Raw genomic sequence first — 18,702 nt, 5'->3', positions numbered from 1 at the left:
ACACCTGTCCAAATTTTCACCGATACGAAAAGCGAATGGCAAGCTTCAATATTTCCGCCGATTTGGAGAAATATTACCTCAAAATCAAGCGCAACAGATGGCATTGGATATTGTATGTTGTCTGCAGAATTCTCCTTGCCTATGCCTTCCTGGTCGCAGGTCTGGTTAAGATTTTTGGGGAAAGATTTGCGAGCGGATTGTCGGATCTGCATCCCATGGGCTCCTATCTGGAAGCCTTGCACCAAACAGGCTACTATTACACATTTATAGGAGTCGGCCAGGTCTTGGCCTCGATATTCTTGCTCATCCCAAACACTGTGCTTTTGGGAGCATTGTTGTATCTGCCCATCATTGTCAATATATGGATTCTCTCTTTCGCGGTACGCTTTGAAGGCTCTATCGTCACCTCACCTTTGATGGTTTTGGCAAACCTTTACCTGCTGGCATGGCATTATGACAAACTGAAATACATCCTGCCCTTTCTTTCTCATTCAAAAAAAGTAAGCCTGCCAAAGCCTGAAAAATATGAGCGAAATTTTCCCCTACTGTTCTTTGTAGGCGTAGTGTCCATGATCGGCATAGTAGTTTGGTTTGCAAATTTTGGCTATAAGGTGATGCCTCGAAACTCGCTCCAAGACTGCAAATCACAATTTGCCGACACAGAACATGGGCAAGCGGGGTTTTCATTTTGTGAATGCATCCATAGCTATGGAAATCCCCTCGACGTATGTCTACAGCAGTTTGAAGCAGACCAAATGAAACCTCGCCAAGTCAACCAATAAAGACAAAAAACCACACCCAAAATCTCAACTTTAACCTATAAACACATGACAGAAGACATCATTAACCACATTGAGAATCCAGCTTATCTGGAAAGGCTCTATAGAAGGAACAAATCCGGCTTCAAAAAATCCTTTGAACAGATCTACCCAACGCTCCAAGGCAAAGGTATCGCCGAATTCTGGCATGAGCGCTTAAAGGACAAGGCCGACGGCATCTCCTGGGGCAGCCAAAAGGAACTCCTTTGGGTGGTTCTCGGCATTTTCATTGCCGGCATCCTGGCCAAGATCCCCGAGATCTTCTCTATCGACGAGGAGTTTTTCTATCCCAGAAACATCAGCTTCATCGTCTTGCCGCTGATCACAGCGTTTTTCGCTTGGAAAAACCAACTTCCACTCAACGCCAAATCGGTCCTGATCGGCATTTCCGGACTATTGTTGGTCTATATCAACTCCCTTCCAGGCAGAGAAACGGACACACTGATCCTAGCCTGCATCCATCTCCCCTTGATTCTTTGGGGACTGATTGGCGTTGCCTATTCTGGCCCAAGTCTTCTCGATTGGGAAAAGCGCCTCGGCTACCTGCGGTTCAACGGCGAAGCGGCGGTCCTATCGGTACTGATCGGCATCGCAGGATTCCTGCTCAGTGCGATCACCATTAGCCTGTTTTCCCTCATCGAGATACAAATAGAATACTTTTGGTCGCACTATGTCGCCGCTTTCGGGCTACCAGCGGTACCTATTCTCGGTACCTATCTCGCCCATAACAATCCGCAGCTGGTCAACAAAGTCTCCCCGATAATCGCCAAGATCTTCAGTCCTTTGGTGCTTGTGATGCTCGTCGCCTACTTGATAGCCATAGCTGCTACAGGCAAAGACCCCTACAACGACCGGGATTTCTTACTGCTCTTCAATGCCCTTTTGGTGGGAGTCATGGCGCTGATTTTCTTCTCCGTAGCCGAGAGTTCCTCGAAGCAAAGGCAGCCTTTCGGAATCTGGATCCTGTTTCTACTTTCCCTGGTCACAATCGTAGTCAACGGGGTAGCGCTTTCGGCCATCATTTTCCGGATCTCGGAGTGGGGCTTTACCCCAAATAGAACAGCGGTGCTGGGTGGCAATATCCTGATTCTGATCCACCTTTTGATCGTCTCTTGGAAGCTATACCAAAGTGCTGTCAAGAAAGAAGAACTGAACCAAGTCGGAAAATCCATCGTGGTCTACCTTCCTGTTTATATGGTTTGGAGTGCCGTAGTTGTCTTTGTTTTGCCAGTTTTGTTTGGGTTTGAATAAGCGGAAAAAACCTTTCGACGCATCCACTTCAAGTGTATCTGTGGCAAAATCTGGCCCGATGTCCAAGAAAAAAGTCCTTTCCCACGCGGGAAAGGACTTAACCAATTAAACTACCCATTAACTATTTTACTACTCTGTTTCTGTTTTCGGTGCGCTGATGACTCCCAAATACCTGCCCATCCAATAGGGAAGCAGGAAGGTGTCTCCCGCGCTCAATTCTGACTTTCGGTCTGGACCATCGAGTGTGAAGAGATTCTTGTTATGCTTTAGCTCCGGACGCTCGTCGGGAGGCAAAACCTCCGAGGTTTTTTGTCCCCAAAAATTCACAGGAACGTGGACGATGTCCTTGCGATGGCTGTTTTCAGTTTTGTACTCAATCATATCCAACGGGAACTCCTTCAGGTGCCATACCGACTCCTCCAGATCAAAGTCCTCCGCACCTGTCATGGCATAGCAAAAATTCCAAAGCGCATTCTTCTCAGGACGTTCAAATTCCCAATGGTCTTTGATAGCCTCCCGGTACACTTCCCGAAGTGTGTCATTCAAGGCATAGGGATAAAGGCCCCAATAAGCCAGAAAATACATCTCATCGTCACTGTGGTTCCATTCTTGGGACAGCATCTTGCTCCAGTTGTCTGCGTCGGCAGGCGCTTGGCCAATTTCTTTGAAGGGACGAGCCAGGTTTTCCAGATAGCCGTGATTCTGCATGAGATCTAGGGCTTTTTCTTTGTATAGTTCCTTGCCAGTCAGCTTGTAGGCCGCCTGCAAAAAAGCGATGAGATTGGAAGAGTAGATCTTACGGTCTCCCACCATGGTTTGGAAGCGATTGATATGTTCTGGATTCCAATAGCCCCAGAGCGAAGGCTTGCCATCCACGTCCACAAGCGTGTAGTTGTTAGCCACGATGTAGCCCATCATGTCGTCAAGTAGCGTGATGGCCCGCTGGCGATACTCTCCGTCGTCCATGTATTCTCCCATCAGGATCAGCGCAAAAATCTGCCCTACCGTCTGGTCGCTGCTTGCACTGGCCCTCCAGTCCCACTCGGGATCAGATGAATGGTTCCAGCTTACGTTATTGTTGTAGCCTTCGTACCAAAAATCCTCCACATAATCCCGGTATTCGGTCCGGAATTCGTAATGCCCACTTCTCTCAAAGGTTCGTCCAAACAGCCCCTTCACACCAGTAATATGGTGCAGGCGTTCCATGGCCTCAAAGGTCTCAATGCAATTTTGCTTCGCCTCTTCAGACTTGGTGACCAAGTACCGGAACAGCTGGCTGCCCATATACATCCCAGTCCAGAGATTGTCGGAGTCAGCCAATCCATTTTCAGCAGTGGCTAGGTCATGATCAGTCAGTCGGCTGAGGTTGCTGTTGATGCCATAGCGGATGTGACGATGCCGAACCTGTTTTTCGTAGCGCAGGGCTTTTTCCTCCAAGGTCATCCACTCAAACTTGATCTGACCAAGGCCCTTATCCGTGAGGATCAAAACCGAGTTTTCGGGCCCAGCTTCTATATCGACAACCTGATTGCCAGGCAGCCAGCGTTCACCGTAATAATAGTTGAACTTCCCGTCCTCCTTGAGCATAAAGGCTCCTCGGGTAGAACCAAACCAAAGTTTACCATCGATCGCACGCACGGCGGTAAGCTCGGTCCAAGGCAACGTGGTATTCAGATCTTGGGTCACTTTTCCCGAAGAATCAAGAAACAAGAAACCTTCCCTGCTCGCCACCACGATCTCTCCCGAGTCCAAAAAGTCGAATGCAGTGAGTCCTTCACCACGAAAAATAGCCTTGCTTGCTCCCTCGGGTTCCGAAATCTGAAGTATTGAATTCTCTGTCAGAATGTAAAATGCTCCCGATTTGGAATCGTATTTTCCATCCAAAATCGGCCCATCAACCTCAGCTTTTGCCAAGGTCTTGGAATCTTTAACCAAGGAATAGGCATTGGTCGAGGCTATCAAAAAGCTGAAGTCCTTCCCTCCCACGACCAAACCTGGCTGGGAGCTACCATGTCTGGAAAACAGCTTTCCAGCCCAGGCATTGCTAAAGATGGCTTCTCCATCCAAATAGACAAACTGGTTTTGGTATAGAGCCAAATCCGAGATGTTTTTGTTGCCCATTAGGATGTAGCGCTGATCCATTCGGATCTTCCCGGGATACTGAAAATGCCCATTGTCCGGGTTCATCAGTCCCTTGGAAGTCAAGATCTGGACCACTTCATTTCGGTCTGAATAGACTTTTTTAAGCTCCAAATCTTCCTCCTCTGGATAGTACTTCACCGCATAGTCCTGCAAATAGGCCACATCCTCATAGACTGGCTGACTGGACTTGGCCAGACGCTCAGGCTTTTGGCAAGCCGTCAGCAGCACTCCAAAGAGGGTAGCAAGCAAAATCGATTTTCTCATCTTATTCTTTTTAAAAAGGACTTAGGGTCCAAGGCGCACGATTTACGACACCCGCTTCAGTGCCGATTCCTTTCAGTCAGACTCCAATTTTCGGATTATTGAATTTTCCAATATTCAAATTCTTCTCACCTTCTCCGGCTTATATCTTCGTTGCAGTTTTCAAACACCTAACAGCAGACATCCTACATCCCTACCTCTTGATCAGCCACACATCTGAGATTCGGGAGTAGTTTCTCCATCGCAGGTGCGATTCCTCGGGCCGGTCAAAGGTCACCGAGATTTTCCCGTCGCCTACCACATCCCGAGGGATGATGAATTCCTTGAAACCACCCATTTCCTTTTCATAAACCAGAGGCTCCAAGCGCTTGCCATCAACGCGGATCAGAGCATCTCCCGAACCCGTCACCCGTATCAGGTAGCGTGCATTGGGGTCCAGGTCTTCGTACTCCAACTCCGGATTTACCTGATAGACTTGGGAGGAAAGCCTCCAACGGCTGTAGCCATTGTCCCACCAGCCGAAATCCACCGCGTCATAGACAGTCGTGGTGACGTGGGGGCTATTGGCAATATTCGAGATATCGTCGTAATATCCTCCCGGGCCGGGATTCTCCCAATTGGCGATCAGCTTCAACTGGGCGGTTTTGGCCTCATTCGAATCCATCTTGCGGATAGAGTCAAATTGGTCCGCTAGCCACCACCTGTTGTTGAGCGGATAGTCCACAAAATCCAGGATACAGCCCCTTTGGGAATTGCTTGCTTGATATTTATCCACGCTCGTCTGAAGACCGATGGATTCGAAAAGTGCCTGGGCGTATTCATCGATTTTCCGTCTGGTCTCACGCTCGATAGGGCGAGAATCGGCTTCGTTTACCAGTTCCAAAGCCTGCGCCATCGCCGCATCGATTCCGTGCTTTTCATAGTTCACCAACACCTGGTTCGCCTTCTTTTCTAGCCCGGATTCGTAGATTTTTCGCTGGCGGATATAGTAGTCGTAGTAGGCTCTCAGCACCAGCATCTGCCACCTCCAGTTTCCGGAGAGCTGAGGATTTGTAGCTTCCAGATTTTTCCAATAGGCCAAGCTCGGCTCTATGCCTCCGTTGTCAATGACTGGACCGTCCCAGTTACTTTCCAGTGCCAGTATGCCTTCGGAAGCGGCATATTCTATTTTGGTGTCGAAGAAAAAATTGGTGTATTCCCTTAATACATCGCGGACGCTCTTGTTTGGATTCCAGCCCATTTGGCTCCAGACCACCTTATTGACATCGTCATGGCAACCGTCCGAATAAGAGACGAAACCATCGGTAAACGGTGCATATTTGTTATGCACTCCTGCATAGAATACCGGCATGGGATTGATTCCCTCTCGGCCTATGGTCAGCGCAAACGCTTGGTCAAAATTCGGGACGGGATAGTCACAGCGCACATTGTGGGTAATGTCGGGATAGCTTCGGTGTTTGTACTGCTTTGGCAGACGAAAGCGCGTCTCGGAAATCGCCGGACTGCTCGGTCCGGAGACCACACCTCGTAGCCAGGTAGGCTTGTTTTGCTCCAGATATTGGTAGAAATAATCCACCTGCTCTTGACTAAATCCCTGCAGGGAAATCCAGATTCCGGCATTGGGATGGTACTTGACCAGTCTCGCATGTAGGTCTTTCAGAAACGGCAAGACCTCCTTGGGATGGTTGTGTCCCGGATCGCCACCTGGGAAAAAGATGTTGTCCAGTCGGGGCACTTTCGGATAGTTGGCCTCGTGGATATCCAGTTCCTTCGCCCGGACGACCGGATCGGTCAGGTCCACCGTGGCTGGAGTCCAGATCCAATATTCCAAGTCGTACTTTTCGCAGATCTCACTCATTCTCACATTCATCTCCTCGCGGGAGATTTTGAAATGGGGACTGTTGTCATTGCCCCCATCAGGAGGGATGTTTTCAATGGCATTGGTGCCGAAAAGTGCCAGTTCACGGATATACTGGTCGTACTGCTCCACCGACCAGGCATCGTAGGAATTGGCCGTATTGCGATAGCCTATCTGATGTCCACGCAGGGGGAACATCGGAGCAGAGGCAATATCCAGCTGATCGTCGATGAGGAATTGTCCTTTGGCAAAGGAAGCAGTCCTGAGCAGCTCCCCGATCCCGAAGATCAAGGCTCTGGAGTCTGCTCCGATAATCCATAACACATTATACTGCCAAAGCAACCGGTAGCCCTCAGGCTTTTGCTCGGGTAGTTCTGTACCGGAGCGTATCGGAACCTCCCTCCCATCCAGCTCTCCGCTACCAGTGAGCACCAAGGCGATGGTAAACCTCCCCCCCTCGGACCAATTGGCAATCGGGCTAACATTGATTTTGCTGCGCTTTCCGATTTCTTCCCGCAGAATCTCCAAGGCCGATTGCCTTACCTGCGGCTTGATATCCTGGGAAATCAACACACTAAGTTTGTTAAGATTGACAGGCGCAGCTTGCCCAAGGTTCAGAACCAAGATCAGCATACTGCACAGTAAGGTGAATTTCATTCGCATGGAAAAACGAAAATTGGGAGGAGGCGAATTCCTCCGGGTGATTTGGAATTTCTCATCTCCAATACCAAGCGATCTTGATTTTGGGCTAGTCCATAGCCTATTTTTCTTGCAAATCAGTAATTCATTTTGGAATCCTGTACTTCGCCAAGCCTTTCCTTTCCCCCGAGTATGAAAATCTCCCCCAGACACCTGCTAGCCATTTTTTGCCTTATAGCGCTATGCCCTGTCCAACTCTATGCACAAATCCAGGATTTTGCTGCTTTTGACCGACTGGCGATAGTCTTGGGTGAGAATCCGAGTGAAGCGGAAAAAAGGGTGGCCGAGCTGCTCAAAGACCGTATCCTAGAAAAGTCGCCTATCAGTATCACCATCAATCAGGCTTTGTCAGAGAAACAAACCGATGGTTTAAGTATTCTGTTGGGCAGGCCAGAAAACCACACCTCACTACAGGCCCAGTTTGTCAAGCATCGCATCCGGAATTTGACCGAACTCTCACCGGGTCCGGAGGGATTCTTACTTCAAAACACGGAAACAAACATTCTGCTCGCCGCGGGAATTGATGAAAGGGGGAATCTCTACGCCGTGGGAGAACTGCTGCGCCAGTTGAGGTACGGAAAAGATCAAATTCTGCTCCCCGAAAATCTCCTCGTCAGAAGCGCACCCGCTTTTGAAATTCGCGGAACCCAATTTGGGCAGAGCGGCGTAGCAAAAAACCTGGCAAAAGTCCGAAGCTGGACCGAAGAGGAAACCCAGCGTGTAATCCTAGATTATGCGCTTGCGGGCGCCAATATTTTTAGCGTGGATGAGGGCCCGATGTACGAGTTCATCAAGTCCTATGGGTTGATGACCCAAGGGGGCTTCGGCGCCAATACTGCACCAGAAGCAAAAAACCCCAAATGGGGCGCGTTTGAGTCCATAGGCAGGGAAGGTTATATCTGCCCATCAGTTCCAGAGGCCAGATCCTATATGCTAGAGAAATTTGAAGTGTTTGCCAAGGAAGCTCCAGACTATGACCTGCTCAAATTCCACGGAGGGGACGGAGGAGGCTGCGAATGTGACAGATGTGATCCTTATGGGTTGACCTTTATCCGATTGGTCGAGGATATGGCGACGATTTTCCACCGCTACCATCCGCAGACGAGGATCTATTTTACCAACCAGAAGTTTGACAACGCCGACGACCAAGCAATTTTCGACTACCTCAACGAGAAGCCTAGGGAATGGCTTTGGGCCTGGGGATATGGTCCGGGTTCGGATGCGACCACTTGGCAGCCTGGTCACCGACAGACCCACCGCATGGACCTCTTCCGCTACCCGGGTTTTGGGCCCTATGGGCTTTATCCCAAAGAAATCACCCGGCAAATGCCTGCCCGACACCAATTGGTCTACTACAACGAAATCACACACTGGAAATACGCCCAGCACGCCTACATCCAGATGTACCCCCGTGCGGACAAAAATGGCAACCTCCCACCCCACTGGGGGCACGACGTCTATGAACGCAGGCCCGACCAGTATTTGACGCAGGTCTACAATAGACTGACTTTTTTTGCCTGGCCAAGGCATTACCACCGCGTATTCAACGACCTACTTCGCTATGGCGTTGGCGACATCACGCACTCATCCGGCAACCACGATCACTTCAACCAGTGGATGTGGCAGCGTTTGCTTTGGAATCCCCGGGCCTCGGTCGAGGAAATGGTGGAGGAATACGCCAAAAATTGGTTTGGTCCGGAGGCTGCTCCACTTATGGCAAAGGCCATCTTTCAGTTGGAGGAAAACATGGAAGAAATCCCCGGAAATCCTCTCCCGGAGAAGGAGGGAATTCAACACTACTATGAGCTGGTCGCAGAGTCGGGAAAACTGATGCCTGAAAACTGGCGTCAAAACAATTGGCTTTGGCGCATGTATATGCAGAAAGCTGCCCTGGACCGTTACATCCAGCTAATGGTCTCCCAGCAAGTGAGTACGCAAAGCGGAATAGAAGATATAATCCGGAAAAACGCTTCAGACCAAAGTCTTCAGGAAGCTCTTCTCCTACTCGGAAAAGCCAATGACGAAAGCCAGGAAATGAGAATCCTAAAGGCTGAAGCCCAAAGACTGGGGGAAGAAAGCGACAGGATTTTTGGCACGAGAAGCGAAGGATTTTTCAACCTGAATCACGATTTTATCGGCTTGGGATGGATGGATCGCCAGATTCGCCGCGCCCTCGCCTCCAAAGGAATCCAGCGACAAGAGTTCATCGTCCTGATCACCGACTACGAAAATCCGGGTGAAGGCGGCCAGTACGACAACCTCGGAACAGCCAACCATGCCCCCAATGTCACTTTTGGATATCCTTACGACCACGGGCAGCCCTACCTGAAGGAGATGCTATCGGAGGGGAATCGTCCGAGCCAGCGCTCTATGCACTTCACCCAAGACGAGGCACGGGGCGTCACGCTACACTACCGCAACCTCGATCCCACAGCATGCTACAAAGTTCGTATGACCTTGGTCAGGCCTTGGTATCAGGAGCGCTATGCGATGCGGATGAACCAGAAATCGGAGACGGTCTTTGCTGATGGGAAGATTCTTGCAAAAAACTTAGAGCTTCCCCTCCAGATGAGCGACTTTTTCACCTTTAACATACCCGCGGAACTCACAGAGGACGGAGAACTGGTGATCCACTTCCAGAAAGCGGAAGATGTAGCCAACGGGGATCGAGTCACAGTGGAGCAATGGAGAAACTCCGGCGGCTGGGGCACCTTGGTATCAGAAGTTTGGCTGATTCGATACTAGGGATATCGGCGCTTTTGCATGAAGTTTATGTGAAATTGTCGGAGCCGGATAGGCTATTTCTGATGTTTTTCTACTTTCGGCTTTCCTTCTTTCTTTTTTAAAATCAAAATCATGTTCAGATTACTTCTTGCCAGCCTAGCTTTGGTCATGACCACCTCACTTTCTTTTTCCCAAGAGTCATTTCACAAAAACAGCGTTATCGCCCATCGCGGAGCATGGAAAGCCAAGGGACTTCCCCAAAACTCCCTCGCTTCTCTTGACGAAGCGGTGCGATTGCAGTGCGAAGGCGCTGAGTTCGACGTGTGGATGACAGCCGACGGCGTGCCTGTTGTCAACCACGATGCGGACTTTCTGGAGATGCCCATCGAAACCACGACATTCAAAGACCTGAGGAGCAAAAAACTCCCGAACGTCGAAAAAATCCCTACCGTCAAAGAATACCTGAAGCGTGGCATGAAGCAAATGGGGACCAAACTGATAGTCGAAATCAAGCCGTCCAAGATCAGTGTTCAACGCAGCGAAGAACTGGCCGAAAAATGTGTGGAACTTGTGAGGGAAATGAAGGCTGAAAAGTGGGTGGACTATATCACCTTCAGCTACGATGCGGGCAAAAAAGTGATCGAACACGATCCTAATGCAAACGTCGCCTACCTCAATGGGGAAAAATCCCCAGCAGAACTAAAGGCGGACGGTTTTTTCGGGTTCGACTACAATATCCGCGTCGTGAAGGCAAAGCCAGAATGGATCAAGGAAGCACAAGAATTGGGTCTGACAGTCAATGTCTGGACCGTCAATAATCCAGAGGACATGCAGTGGCTTCTTGATCAGAAGGTCGACTTCATCACCACTGATGAACCGGAATTACTCTTTGAGCTTATCAACGAGAAGTAGGCATGCGAGGCAGCCAGCAAATGCAATAACCGGAAAAGCTAAACAAATGAGCGATCTTTTGTTCGGTCCCGTCTGCGATTTCATCTGCTGTTGGCAACATCCTATTTTCTCATAATTGAGACAATAAGAGTTTTTCCTGTCTCGATTTGGGTATTTTTGGGTATCTTTCTTCGTTCAAAAACCCAAAACCAAATGAAACGACCCATTACCCTTCTCGCAGCTCTTGCGATCGGAATCATGGCCTTCAGTCCCAAAAGCGCGACTCTAGACCTCCGGCATTCCACAGAATTCCCCGCTGCCAAAGCCAAAAAGTTTGGAGGCCTGGCCCTGTACACCGTGCGTGATGCGATGGGAAAAGATCCCAAAGGAACCCTTAAAGCGGTAGCCGATGCGGGCTATGCCTATGTCGAAGCGGCCAACTATTCAGATGGCAAATTCTACGGAATGACCCCGACAGAATTCAAGTCCTATCTCGCGAGCCTTGGCCTCACCGCCAAGAGCGCCCACATGGGAATGGTCAATATGGAAAATGCGGACCAGCTCATCGCGGACGTGAAGGCTGCCGGCATATCTTATTTCGTAATTCCCGTACCTCCGATGGGCATGTTCACCTTTGACCAGGCCACCAAATCCATGGCGATGAAAGGCACTGCCGACGAGCTTGTGAAAATTATGAACACGCTGGGCGAAAAATGCTACAATGCCGGGATCAAGCTCCTTTACCACAACCATGATTTCGAATTTAAGCCCCTGCCTGATGGCACCGTGATCGAAGATGTACTACTGGAAAAATGCGATCCCAAATTCGTCAACTTCCAGATGGATCTTTTCTGGGTAACCAAGGCCGAAGTCGATCCGCTGGCTTACTTTGAAAAATACCCTGGAAGATTCATTGCATGGCATGTCAAGGACATGAACGACGAGGGGCAATTTGCGCCGGTGGGGACAGGCCATATCGACTTCAAGCGAATCCTAGATGCGAAGAAGAAGTCAGGTATGGAGTTCTATCTGGTGGAGCAGGACAATACCTTTGGCCTGGATCCGCTGGAAGCCATCAAAATCAGCCATGAGGGATTGGAAAAGTTTGGCTTCAAGTAAGCAGAAAACTGAAAAAAGGACAATGAAAGGGGAGCCCAAAAGCTTCCCTTTTATTTTTTTGTCAGATCAGGTCTCTCTCCGCCATCGCAAAGCGGTCGCAGTATTCCGCGCAGACTAACTCTGCCGAGGAGATATCACGAGGTTTAAAAAACATCAGGCCGAGCTACTCGGCAGCCTCAGTCTCAAATTCATTTCGGTTGATTACTTCTCAAAAGTAATCGCATCGGGTTTCGCACCCAAGTCCTCCAATATCCCACTGATGGCCTTGACCATCTTGTCAGGACCGCAGACGTAAAATTCCTGCGAAAAGTCACTGACATGCTTTTTCAAAAACTCCTTGTCGATCATGCCAAATTCGTGGCCTTTTTCTTCCCTCTCAGTCAGCGTAGATAAAAAGTTCTCGCCCAAAACCTTTCGGAAATAATCCTCCAAGATCACGTCTTTTCCGGTTTTGTTGGAAAAAAACAGGCGATTCCCCGCCAATTTTCCCTGAGACTCCAAGTGGCGTATGATGCCTATAAACGGCGTGACACCTGCTCCTCCTGCGATGAAAATCCCTCTCCCTTTATATTGGATTGCTCCCCAAGCATCGTCTATGATTACTTCGTCACCAGCCACCAATCGGTCGATTTGATTCGTCACTCCGTCGTGGTCACGATAGGACTTGATCACAAACTCCAAATAGTCCGCGTCGGGAAGGCAGGTAAAAGTAAATGGCCGCTTCTCGTCTTTCCATTTCTCCCTGTTGATCGACAACTCCGTCGCCTGCCCAGGTATGAAGAAGAACCCCTTGGGCCGCTTCAGCCGAACTTGTTTGACGTCATGGGTAAGTGGAGTGATCTCCAAGATTTTTACGGTAGTCTCCATAGGGCTTTAGGTTTGGTTAGAGTATTAAAACGAAGCAATGCGCAAATTCGATGCTTCCGAAGTTCGATTATCGGAATCCCTTTAGATCAAAAGGTTAGTAAAAACACCATACTAATCAAGATATCAGTGAATTTAAAAACCTCACCAAACAAATTACTTGATCCAAAAAAAGCCATCCCACAGGTGCAGAATGGCTTTTCAGTTAAAAAAAACAGGTGATATCAACCCAGCAAAAGCGTCAAGTTGCGATGTGTTGAAATGTGCCCGATATAGCCGTATCCGTTGGTGGTACGGGCCCAAGCCGTGACGATAAAACTGTAGGCACAGGATTGGGGTGGTCGCCAGTTTCCGGATTCAGGAATTGTTTTCGCGATGAAACCCTGCCAGTTCCCCTTGGATAGATCATAGGCCTCGGAGTAAATGCCCGTAGAAAGTCCGGAGCCATAGGTCGCTGCAAAACTCGCTTGGCGAAGATTTCCCTCAGGGTCATGTCCCGTTACTTTGAACTTCAATCCGTCGGGAGCCGCGCCGATCGTCTCAATGGCACAGGCCGAAACCTCACTGGCTCCGTGCTTGATGCTATCGATGTTGATGGCAGGAAGGTGGTTGTCGATATAGAGCCCCAGCGTCTGGGTAGCATCTGGCACCTCCACTGCGAGGACTCTCTTGTAAAAGGTGACCTTGATCTGATAAAGCCCAGGAAGCAAAGCCGAGGTAGGAAACTGGATCAATAGGTCATCGATGGAATAGTCATTTCCGGGATTGGCTAATTCATAGAAACCCAGTGCGCTTGGCGCGAAAGTCTCCAGCACATAAGTAGTTCCGTTCCAGCGATAGTTGGACCAGTTGCTGATGAGCTTTTGTGCTGACCCTCCAGGAGGTGTGATTTCCACCTTGTATTTCTTGATACTATTGTCCCAAAGCTGCTGGATTTTGGTCCGGTTGCCGATCAGATTGAGTGTCCCGCCAAAAGCCGCATTTTGTACAAAAACAAAATAGCCCGCATCAGTAGTGGCCCTCCCCGATGCATTGATTTTGGTCGTTGGAATCAGTCCTACGCTGCCGACCAAGGGACCCAAGTCGGCTGGGGGAATTACAGGCTTTCTGGACAAAATCAGCTGACGAAGCTTGGTGAAATCCTTGTAAAAATTCCCCGGAAAATCCGTGGTAAAAGCCGGATTGGACGACCTGACCCGAAATCCAAAATAGGTATAAGGCGTGCTCAACGGCCAGGAAAGTGCCACATTGATCTCCTTGAGGTCGATCTGGAATTTCCATATCCTGTGGGAGGAAGACGAGTTGCTGCTTGCACCAAACTCCTGCCGGACTTCACTGAGCGAGGGGTCGGGCTGCAAGCCTGTCCACGTAGCTGGACCGAGATAAAACTGCTTGCCCAATTTATTTGGCTGCCCAGGATAAAGTCCGTAGTTCACATCCTTGTTTGCCGTAATGGCTCGATCTCGATTGACGTCAAAGCTCAGCCAAAAGTAATCGTTAGTCCCTGCATCGTTTCCATGGTCTTCAGTTAGATCAAGTGCGAGGTAGAGAAAATTTGCATCGTTTTTTGCCAACACAACTCCTCTGGAAAATTTCAGTGTGCCAGCATCTTCCCAATCGCCTGAGCTCAAAGGTTTGTTGATGTCGATCGGTGTTTGTGCCCACTCACTTTTGAAGGGAAATGCGAATAAGATGGGCGTCGTAATGGAAAGGCTTTTTACAACTTTTGCCATGTTTTTTTGGGTTTAGAAAAGTATGAAAAGATGAAAAATGGCTCCTCAATAAAAGTCCGGAGCCGGTCGCTAACTATAACAATCCCTAAAACAACCTGAAGGGAACCTTCTAGCAGCCGCGGAGACAAAACTCCTGAAAACCGCCTAGCAATCAGAGGATTAAATTAAGTATTAAAAAAGATAAAACACCATAAAACAAAAATAAATTGCCACGTCTATGACTTATTAAAGATTTGTTTTAACTATCTCGATATCCAAACTAATCGGCGAAGAAGTCTAGGATCCAGCCCCAACAATCTCCGCAAACCAAAAAAACTTCTCTCCCTTTTCTCCGTTTGCAAGCGTGATGTCATAGGATTGTTCTACAACATTTTTGGTTGAAACAGGAATGGCATTTTCAAAAATTGGCCCTGCATAACAAAAACTGTGAAATTCCCCGTTTTCTCCGCAGGGGTCTACGTCGGCTGGCAATCCTGCCAAAAACTCTAGGTCAAAATCCTTTCCCACATGATTTTTGTCGATCAGATCCGCGTCCGCTGCGCAGATGACACTTTTGAATCCAGCCTCTATGAATTCCCGGGCTACTTTTGCCGTGTTCCATTTCCACAAGGGGAATATTCCTGAAAATCCTCTCGAAGCAAGGTTGGACTCCCGGTACTTTCTCAAATCTTCCAAAAAAATATCCCCGTAGGCCAAATGCCTGATTCCATCCTGAGCTAGCTGGTCGAGGTATGCATTGATTGCCTTTTCATAGGCCAAGTTGTCTCCACTGGCAGGATAGTAGATCTTATCCAGAGGAAGGCCCAAGGACTCGGCCTGTAGCTCAACGAGCTCCTCGGCGATGCCATGCATCCCAACCCGCCGGGTCTTTTCGCCTAGGGTGGTGTGCAGGCGCTTCACCTCGTAGCGGGAATCCCGAAGCAGGTGAAAAAGCGCAAAAGCGCTGTCTTTGCCCCCGGACCAACTCAGGGAAATCGGGATTGGCTTAATGCTCATCAGTATCTAGATTTTGGCTGGAAGGATCTGCCCTTTGACTTCACCAAAGCCCACGCGAACTCCGTCCTTTTCCGCAAAACCACGCATGATCACGGTGTCACCGTCTTCGATAAAGGCGCGTTTTCCGTCTCCGTCCAGCGGCAACGGTTGGGAACCATTCCAGCTCAATTCCAGCATGGAGCCGAACGAATTGGGAGAAGTACCTGATATCGTACCTGAGGCCATCATATCGCCCACGTTGATATTGCACCCATTCACGGTATGATGGGCGAGCTGTTGGGCAACGTTCCAGTATAGATGTTTGAAATTGGAAGTGCAAACCTTGCTTGCTTTGCCTCCTTCGGGCTGAATCAATACTTCCAAGTTGATGTCAAAACTATGCTCCCGATCACACTTCAGGTAAGGAAGCACTTCAGGCTCTTGAACGGGGCTGGCGGTACGAAATGGCTCCAGAGCCTCCAGCGTTACCACCCATGGAGAGATGGATGATCCGAAGCTTTTCCCCAGAAAAGGACCAAGCGGCACATATTCCCAAGCCTGGATATCCCGGGCAGACCAGTCGTTGAACAGCACAAATCCAAAAATGTAGTCCTCAGCCTCCGCTGTCGAAACGGAATCGCCCAATCGGGTCTGCTTCCCCGTAATGAAGGCCATCTCCAACTCGAAGTCCAGCTTGCGGCTTGGCCCAAACATTGGAGTATCCATGTTGGGACTTTTCGATTGACCCTTGGGCCTGTGGATGGGGGTACCGGAGACGACTATCGAGGAGGCCCTTCCGTGATAGCCCACGGGAAGATGCTTCCAGTTAGGGAGAAGCGCATTTTCGGGATCTCGGAACATCTTGCCAACGTTGGTGGCATGCTCGACGCTGCTGTAGAAGTCCGTGTAGTCTCCGATTTTCACCGGCAACAGCATCTCGGCTTCTTTGCGAGTGACCATTACCTTGCCTCTGGCAGAATGGTCGCGAAGCTCACCGTTATCTTCCAAAAGCAGGCTTTGGACCCGCTCGCGGATCTTCCGAGTCTGTACTTTCCCGAGGGAAATGAGCCCATTTAGCGAGTCTGTGAGGAAGATGCCCTCTGGCAAAAACAGGTTGGCAAAAAAACCCTCTTGGTCCAAGACGCTCAGATCGACGATTTTGTCCCCGATGGCCATGCCGACCCTGGGGCTCAGTTTTTTGTTTTTGAAAATACCGAAAGGGAGGTTGTAGATCGTGAAATCGGAGGTTTTGGGTACTTCCACCCAGGTACTCAGGGCGGGAATTGGGCTGTCGCTCATGTTCAAAAATTGTTGAAGAGGCAAATTTAACCCGATTGGCTGAAATGAAAAACCCGGGGGGAAATAGGCACTCCATCGCCACCGAATGATCTTTTCCCTCAGACCATTTGTAAAAAAGGAAGGGCAAGCTAAAACGATCTTCCTAACTTGTTATTTTAAAACCAACCCAAATGAAAGCGCTAATAAAAATTTTGCTCGTCGGCATGCTAATGGCAGCGAGTATTGACACTTTCTCCCAAGAAAAACCCATCCTGGATCGTCTGGAAGAGGTAGCCCTCGTGGACCAAAAAGTAATGATCACCATGCGGGATGGCGTTCGACTGGCTACCGACATCTACCGTCCCAAGGGTGACGGCAAATCTCCCATCGTATTTTCCCGCACGCCCTACAACTTCAACACCTACGGAAACGGCGAAATGAATACCCGCACTCTCGAAACAGCCCTGTCTTGGGTCAACAAGGGCTATGCTTACGTCGTGCAGAATGAGCGTGGCAGATTCTTTTCCGAAGGGGATTGGGACATTCTCGGAACGCCTTTGACCGACAGCTACGATGCTTTTGATTGGATGTCCAAGCAGCCTTGGAGCAATGGAAAGATCGGCCTGCTTGGCTGCTCCTCCACTGCCGAATGGCAAATGGCTGCTGCTTCTCTGGATCATCCAGCCTTGGCGGCTTTGGTACCGCAAGGCTATGGCGCCGGCGTGGGGCGCATCGGGGAGTTTTACGAGCAGGGCAACTGGTACCGCGGTGGAGCTGGACAGATGCTTTTTACCGCTTGGCTATACGGAACCCAGCACGACCCCATGGCGCCGAAGCTCCCGCTTGGGATCGAGCAAAAAGACCTGCTCCGCCTCCAGCGTTTCTATGATATGGCTCCTGAATACCCTCGTGTGGATTGGAAAGAGAGTCTGGCTCACTTGCCGGTACAGAATATCATTAAGAATGCAGGTGGTCCAATGGGCATCTACGAAGAGATGATCACCCGAAAGCCCAACGATCCCAAGTGGTATCAGGGCGGACTTTACCACGACGACATGCCATTTGACAAGCCCAGCTTCTGGTTTGTGTCCTGGTATGACGTTTCCTCCTCACCTAACATCGCCTTATACAATCACGTCCGTCAAAATGCATTGAGTCAGCAAGCCCGCGACAACCAATACCTGATCATTGCACCAGTGCTTCACTGCTCCTATACCCGCGCCACGGAAAACACCATGATCGGAGAGCGAAGCGTGGGAGATGCCCGACTGAATTACGACGAGATTATCACGGCTTGGTTTGACCTTTGGCTCAAAGGAAAAGACGACGGCACGATCGCCAAGATGCCAAAAGTGACCTACTACACCATGGGAAGTAATAAATGGCAATCCTCTGATGTATGGCCACCTGCCGAAGCGGTGATGACTCCGTTCTTTTTGGATTCCGAAGGAAAAGCAAATACCAGAAACGGTGATGGAAAACTTTTAGTCAAGGCTCCCAAAAAAGCCAATCAGGACACTTTCAAATATGACCCGATGAATCCTGTTAATTCCTACGGGGGCAATGTCTGCTGTACCGGGAATGCGGTGACAGGCGGTTCCTTTGACCAAAGCGAGATGGAGCTGCGGGATGACATTCTGGTTTATACCTCCGAGGTTCTGGAAGAGGGCGTGGAAATTTCGGGATTTATCGAAAGCTATCTCTACCTCTCATCGGACGCCAAAGACACCGACGTCACCATCAAGCTGATCGATGTCTATCCTGACGGAAAAGCCTACAATCTAGACGAGACCATACAGCGCGTACGTTATCGCGAAGGATACGACAAGGAAGTCTGGATGGAAGACGGCAAAGTCTACGAGGTCAAAATGACCCCCATGAGTACATCCAACTATTTTGAGAAAGGACACCGCATCCGCATAGAGGTCAGCAGCTCCAACTTCCCTAGATTTGACCGTAATCTAAATACCGGAGGAAACAACTATGATGAAACCGAAGGCTTGATCGCCACCAACTCCATCCACCACGGCGGCAAAAGCCTGAGTAGGATTGTCTTGCCCATGGTAAGGAAGTAAAGAAGTCAAAAATA

General features: G+C 49.5%; 12 protein-coding genes. 6 read left to right on the top strand and 6 right to left on the bottom strand.

Annotated elements, in window-relative coordinates; all coding sequences use genetic code 11:
• The first annotated feature begins 35 nt into the window (after positions 1 to 35).
• Together J0A67_RS03070 and J0A67_RS03065 are read left to right on the top strand one after the other, a co-directional pair.
• On the top strand, positions 36 to 782 hold the full coding sequence (locus tag J0A67_RS03070; protein ID WP_206567796.1) for a DoxX family protein: 747 nt from the start codon (positions 36 to 38) through the stop codon (positions 780 to 782).
• Positions 783 to 827: 45 nt separating this feature from the next.
• On the top strand, positions 828 to 2,069 hold the full coding sequence (locus J0A67_RS03065; RefSeq protein ID WP_206567795.1) for a DUF4153 domain-containing protein: 1,242 nt from the start codon (positions 828 to 830) through the stop codon (positions 2,067 to 2,069).
• Positions 2,070 to 2,198: 129 nt separating this feature from the next.
• Here the strand turns inward: J0A67_RS03065 and J0A67_RS03060 are convergent, their stop codons facing one another.
• Together J0A67_RS03060 and J0A67_RS03055 are read right to left on the bottom strand one after the other, a co-directional pair.
• The gene (locus J0A67_RS03060; protein WP_206567794.1) at positions 2,199 to 4,475 is read right to left on the bottom strand and encodes a hypothetical protein; all 2,277 of its coding nucleotides are present in this window, start codon (positions 4,473 to 4,475) and stop codon (positions 2,199 to 2,201) included.
• Between the two features lie 190 nt (positions 4,476 to 4,665).
• Positions 4,666 to 6,987: a hypothetical protein gene (locus J0A67_RS03055; RefSeq protein ID WP_317195037.1), complete on the bottom strand. Its 2,322-nt coding sequence runs from the start codon at positions 6,985 to 6,987 to the stop codon at positions 4,666 to 4,668.
• Positions 6,988 to 7,161: 174 nt separating this feature from the next.
• On the opposite strand from J0A67_RS03055, the gene J0A67_RS03050 reads away from it, so the two are divergent.
• From J0A67_RS03050 to J0A67_RS03040, 3 genes are all read left to right on the top strand, one after another.
• A complete protein-coding gene (locus J0A67_RS03050) occupies positions 7,162 to 9,774 on the top strand; it encodes a DUF4838 domain-containing protein (protein WP_206567793.1) in 2,613 nt (870 codons plus the stop codon).
• A 111-nt stretch (positions 9,775 to 9,885) separates the two neighbouring features.
• Complete coding sequence (locus J0A67_RS03045; protein WP_206567792.1) at positions 9,886 to 10,665, top strand: glycerophosphodiester phosphodiesterase; 780 nt, start codon at positions 9,886 to 9,888, stop codon at positions 10,663 to 10,665.
• 192 nt (positions 10,666 to 10,857) lie between these two features.
• Positions 10,858 to 11,763 carry a sugar phosphate isomerase/epimerase family protein gene (locus J0A67_RS03040; RefSeq protein WP_241265047.1) on the top strand — a complete coding sequence of 302 codons (906 nt, stop codon included), beginning with the start codon at positions 10,858 to 10,860 and terminating at the stop codon, positions 11,761 to 11,763.
• Between the two features lie 201 nt (positions 11,764 to 11,964).
• On the opposite strand, the gene J0A67_RS03035 is transcribed toward J0A67_RS03040, so the two are convergent.
• The 4 genes from J0A67_RS03035 to fahA form a co-directional block, all read right to left on the bottom strand.
• Complete coding sequence (locus J0A67_RS03035) at positions 11,965 to 12,630, bottom strand: ferredoxin reductase domain-containing protein (protein ID WP_206567791.1); 666 nt, start codon at positions 12,628 to 12,630, stop codon at positions 11,965 to 11,967.
• Positions 12,631 to 12,851: 221 nt separating this feature from the next.
• Positions 12,852 to 14,360 carry a hypothetical protein gene (locus J0A67_RS03030; protein WP_206567790.1) on the bottom strand — a complete coding sequence of 503 codons (1,509 nt, stop codon included), beginning with the start codon at positions 14,358 to 14,360 and terminating at the stop codon, positions 12,852 to 12,854.
• A gap of 276 nt (positions 14,361 to 14,636) precedes the next feature.
• On the bottom strand, positions 14,637 to 15,356 hold the full coding sequence (locus J0A67_RS03025; protein ID WP_206567789.1) for a Dph6-related ATP pyrophosphatase: 720 nt from the start codon (positions 15,354 to 15,356) through the stop codon (positions 14,637 to 14,639).
• 6 nt (positions 15,357 to 15,362) lie between these two features.
• Positions 15,363 to 16,634, bottom strand: a complete 1,272-nt coding sequence (fahA, locus tag J0A67_RS03020; protein WP_206567788.1) for a fumarylacetoacetase — start codon at positions 16,632 to 16,634, stop codon at positions 15,363 to 15,365.
• A gap of 170 nt (positions 16,635 to 16,804) precedes the next feature.
• Between fahA and J0A67_RS03015 the strand changes: the two genes are divergently transcribed.
• Positions 16,805 to 18,688, top strand: coding sequence for a CocE/NonD family hydrolase (locus tag J0A67_RS03015; RefSeq protein WP_206567787.1), 1,884 nt, complete (start codon positions 16,805 to 16,807; stop codon positions 18,686 to 18,688).
• The last annotated feature ends 14 nt before the right edge of the window (positions 18,689 to 18,702 follow it).

This window comes from Algoriphagus aestuariicola, from assembly GCF_017254835.1.
Lineage (GTDB): Bacteria > Bacteroidota > Bacteroidia > Cytophagales > Cyclobacteriaceae > Algoriphagus > Algoriphagus aestuariicola.
This window is presented reverse-complemented; position numbering and strand designations above follow the sequence as displayed.

Bases quoted from the DNA above. Each gene is read 5' to 3' on its own strand.
- J0A67_RS03015 (WP_206567787.1), top strand. From the start codon at position 16,805: ATGAAAGCGCTAATAAAAATTTTGCTCGTCGGCATGCTAATGGCAGCG.
- J0A67_RS03045 (WP_206567792.1), top strand. From the start codon at position 9,886: ATGTTCAGATTACTTCTTGCCAGCCTAGCTTTGGTCATGACCACCTCA.
- J0A67_RS03030 (WP_206567790.1), bottom strand. From the start codon at position 14,360: ATGGCAAAAGTTGTAAAAAGCCTTTCCATTACGACGCCCATCTTATTC.
- fahA (WP_206567788.1), bottom strand. From the start codon at position 16,634: ATGAGCGACAGCCCAATTCCCGCCCTGAGTACCTGGGTGGAAGTACCC.
- J0A67_RS03025 (WP_206567789.1), bottom strand. From the start codon at position 15,356: ATGAGCATTAAGCCAATCCCGATTTCCCTGAGTTGGTCCGGGGGCAAA.
- J0A67_RS03070 (WP_206567796.1), top strand. From the start codon at position 36: ATGGCAAGCTTCAATATTTCCGCCGATTTGGAGAAATATTACCTCAAA.
- J0A67_RS03050 (WP_206567793.1), top strand. From the start codon at position 7,162: ATGAAAATCTCCCCCAGACACCTGCTAGCCATTTTTTGCCTTATAGCG.
- J0A67_RS03065 (WP_206567795.1), top strand. From the start codon at position 828: ATGACAGAAGACATCATTAACCACATTGAGAATCCAGCTTATCTGGAA.
- J0A67_RS03060 (WP_206567794.1), bottom strand. From the start codon at position 4,475: ATGAGAAAATCGATTTTGCTTGCTACCCTCTTTGGAGTGCTGCTGACG.
- J0A67_RS03055 (WP_317195037.1), bottom strand. From the start codon at position 6,987: ATGAAATTCACCTTACTGTGCAGTATGCTGATCTTGGTTCTGAACCTT.
- J0A67_RS03040 (WP_241265047.1), top strand. From the start codon at position 10,858: ATGAAACGACCCATTACCCTTCTCGCAGCTCTTGCGATCGGAATCATG.
- J0A67_RS03035 (WP_206567791.1), bottom strand. From the start codon at position 12,630: ATGGAGACTACCGTAAAAATCTTGGAGATCACTCCACTTACCCATGAC.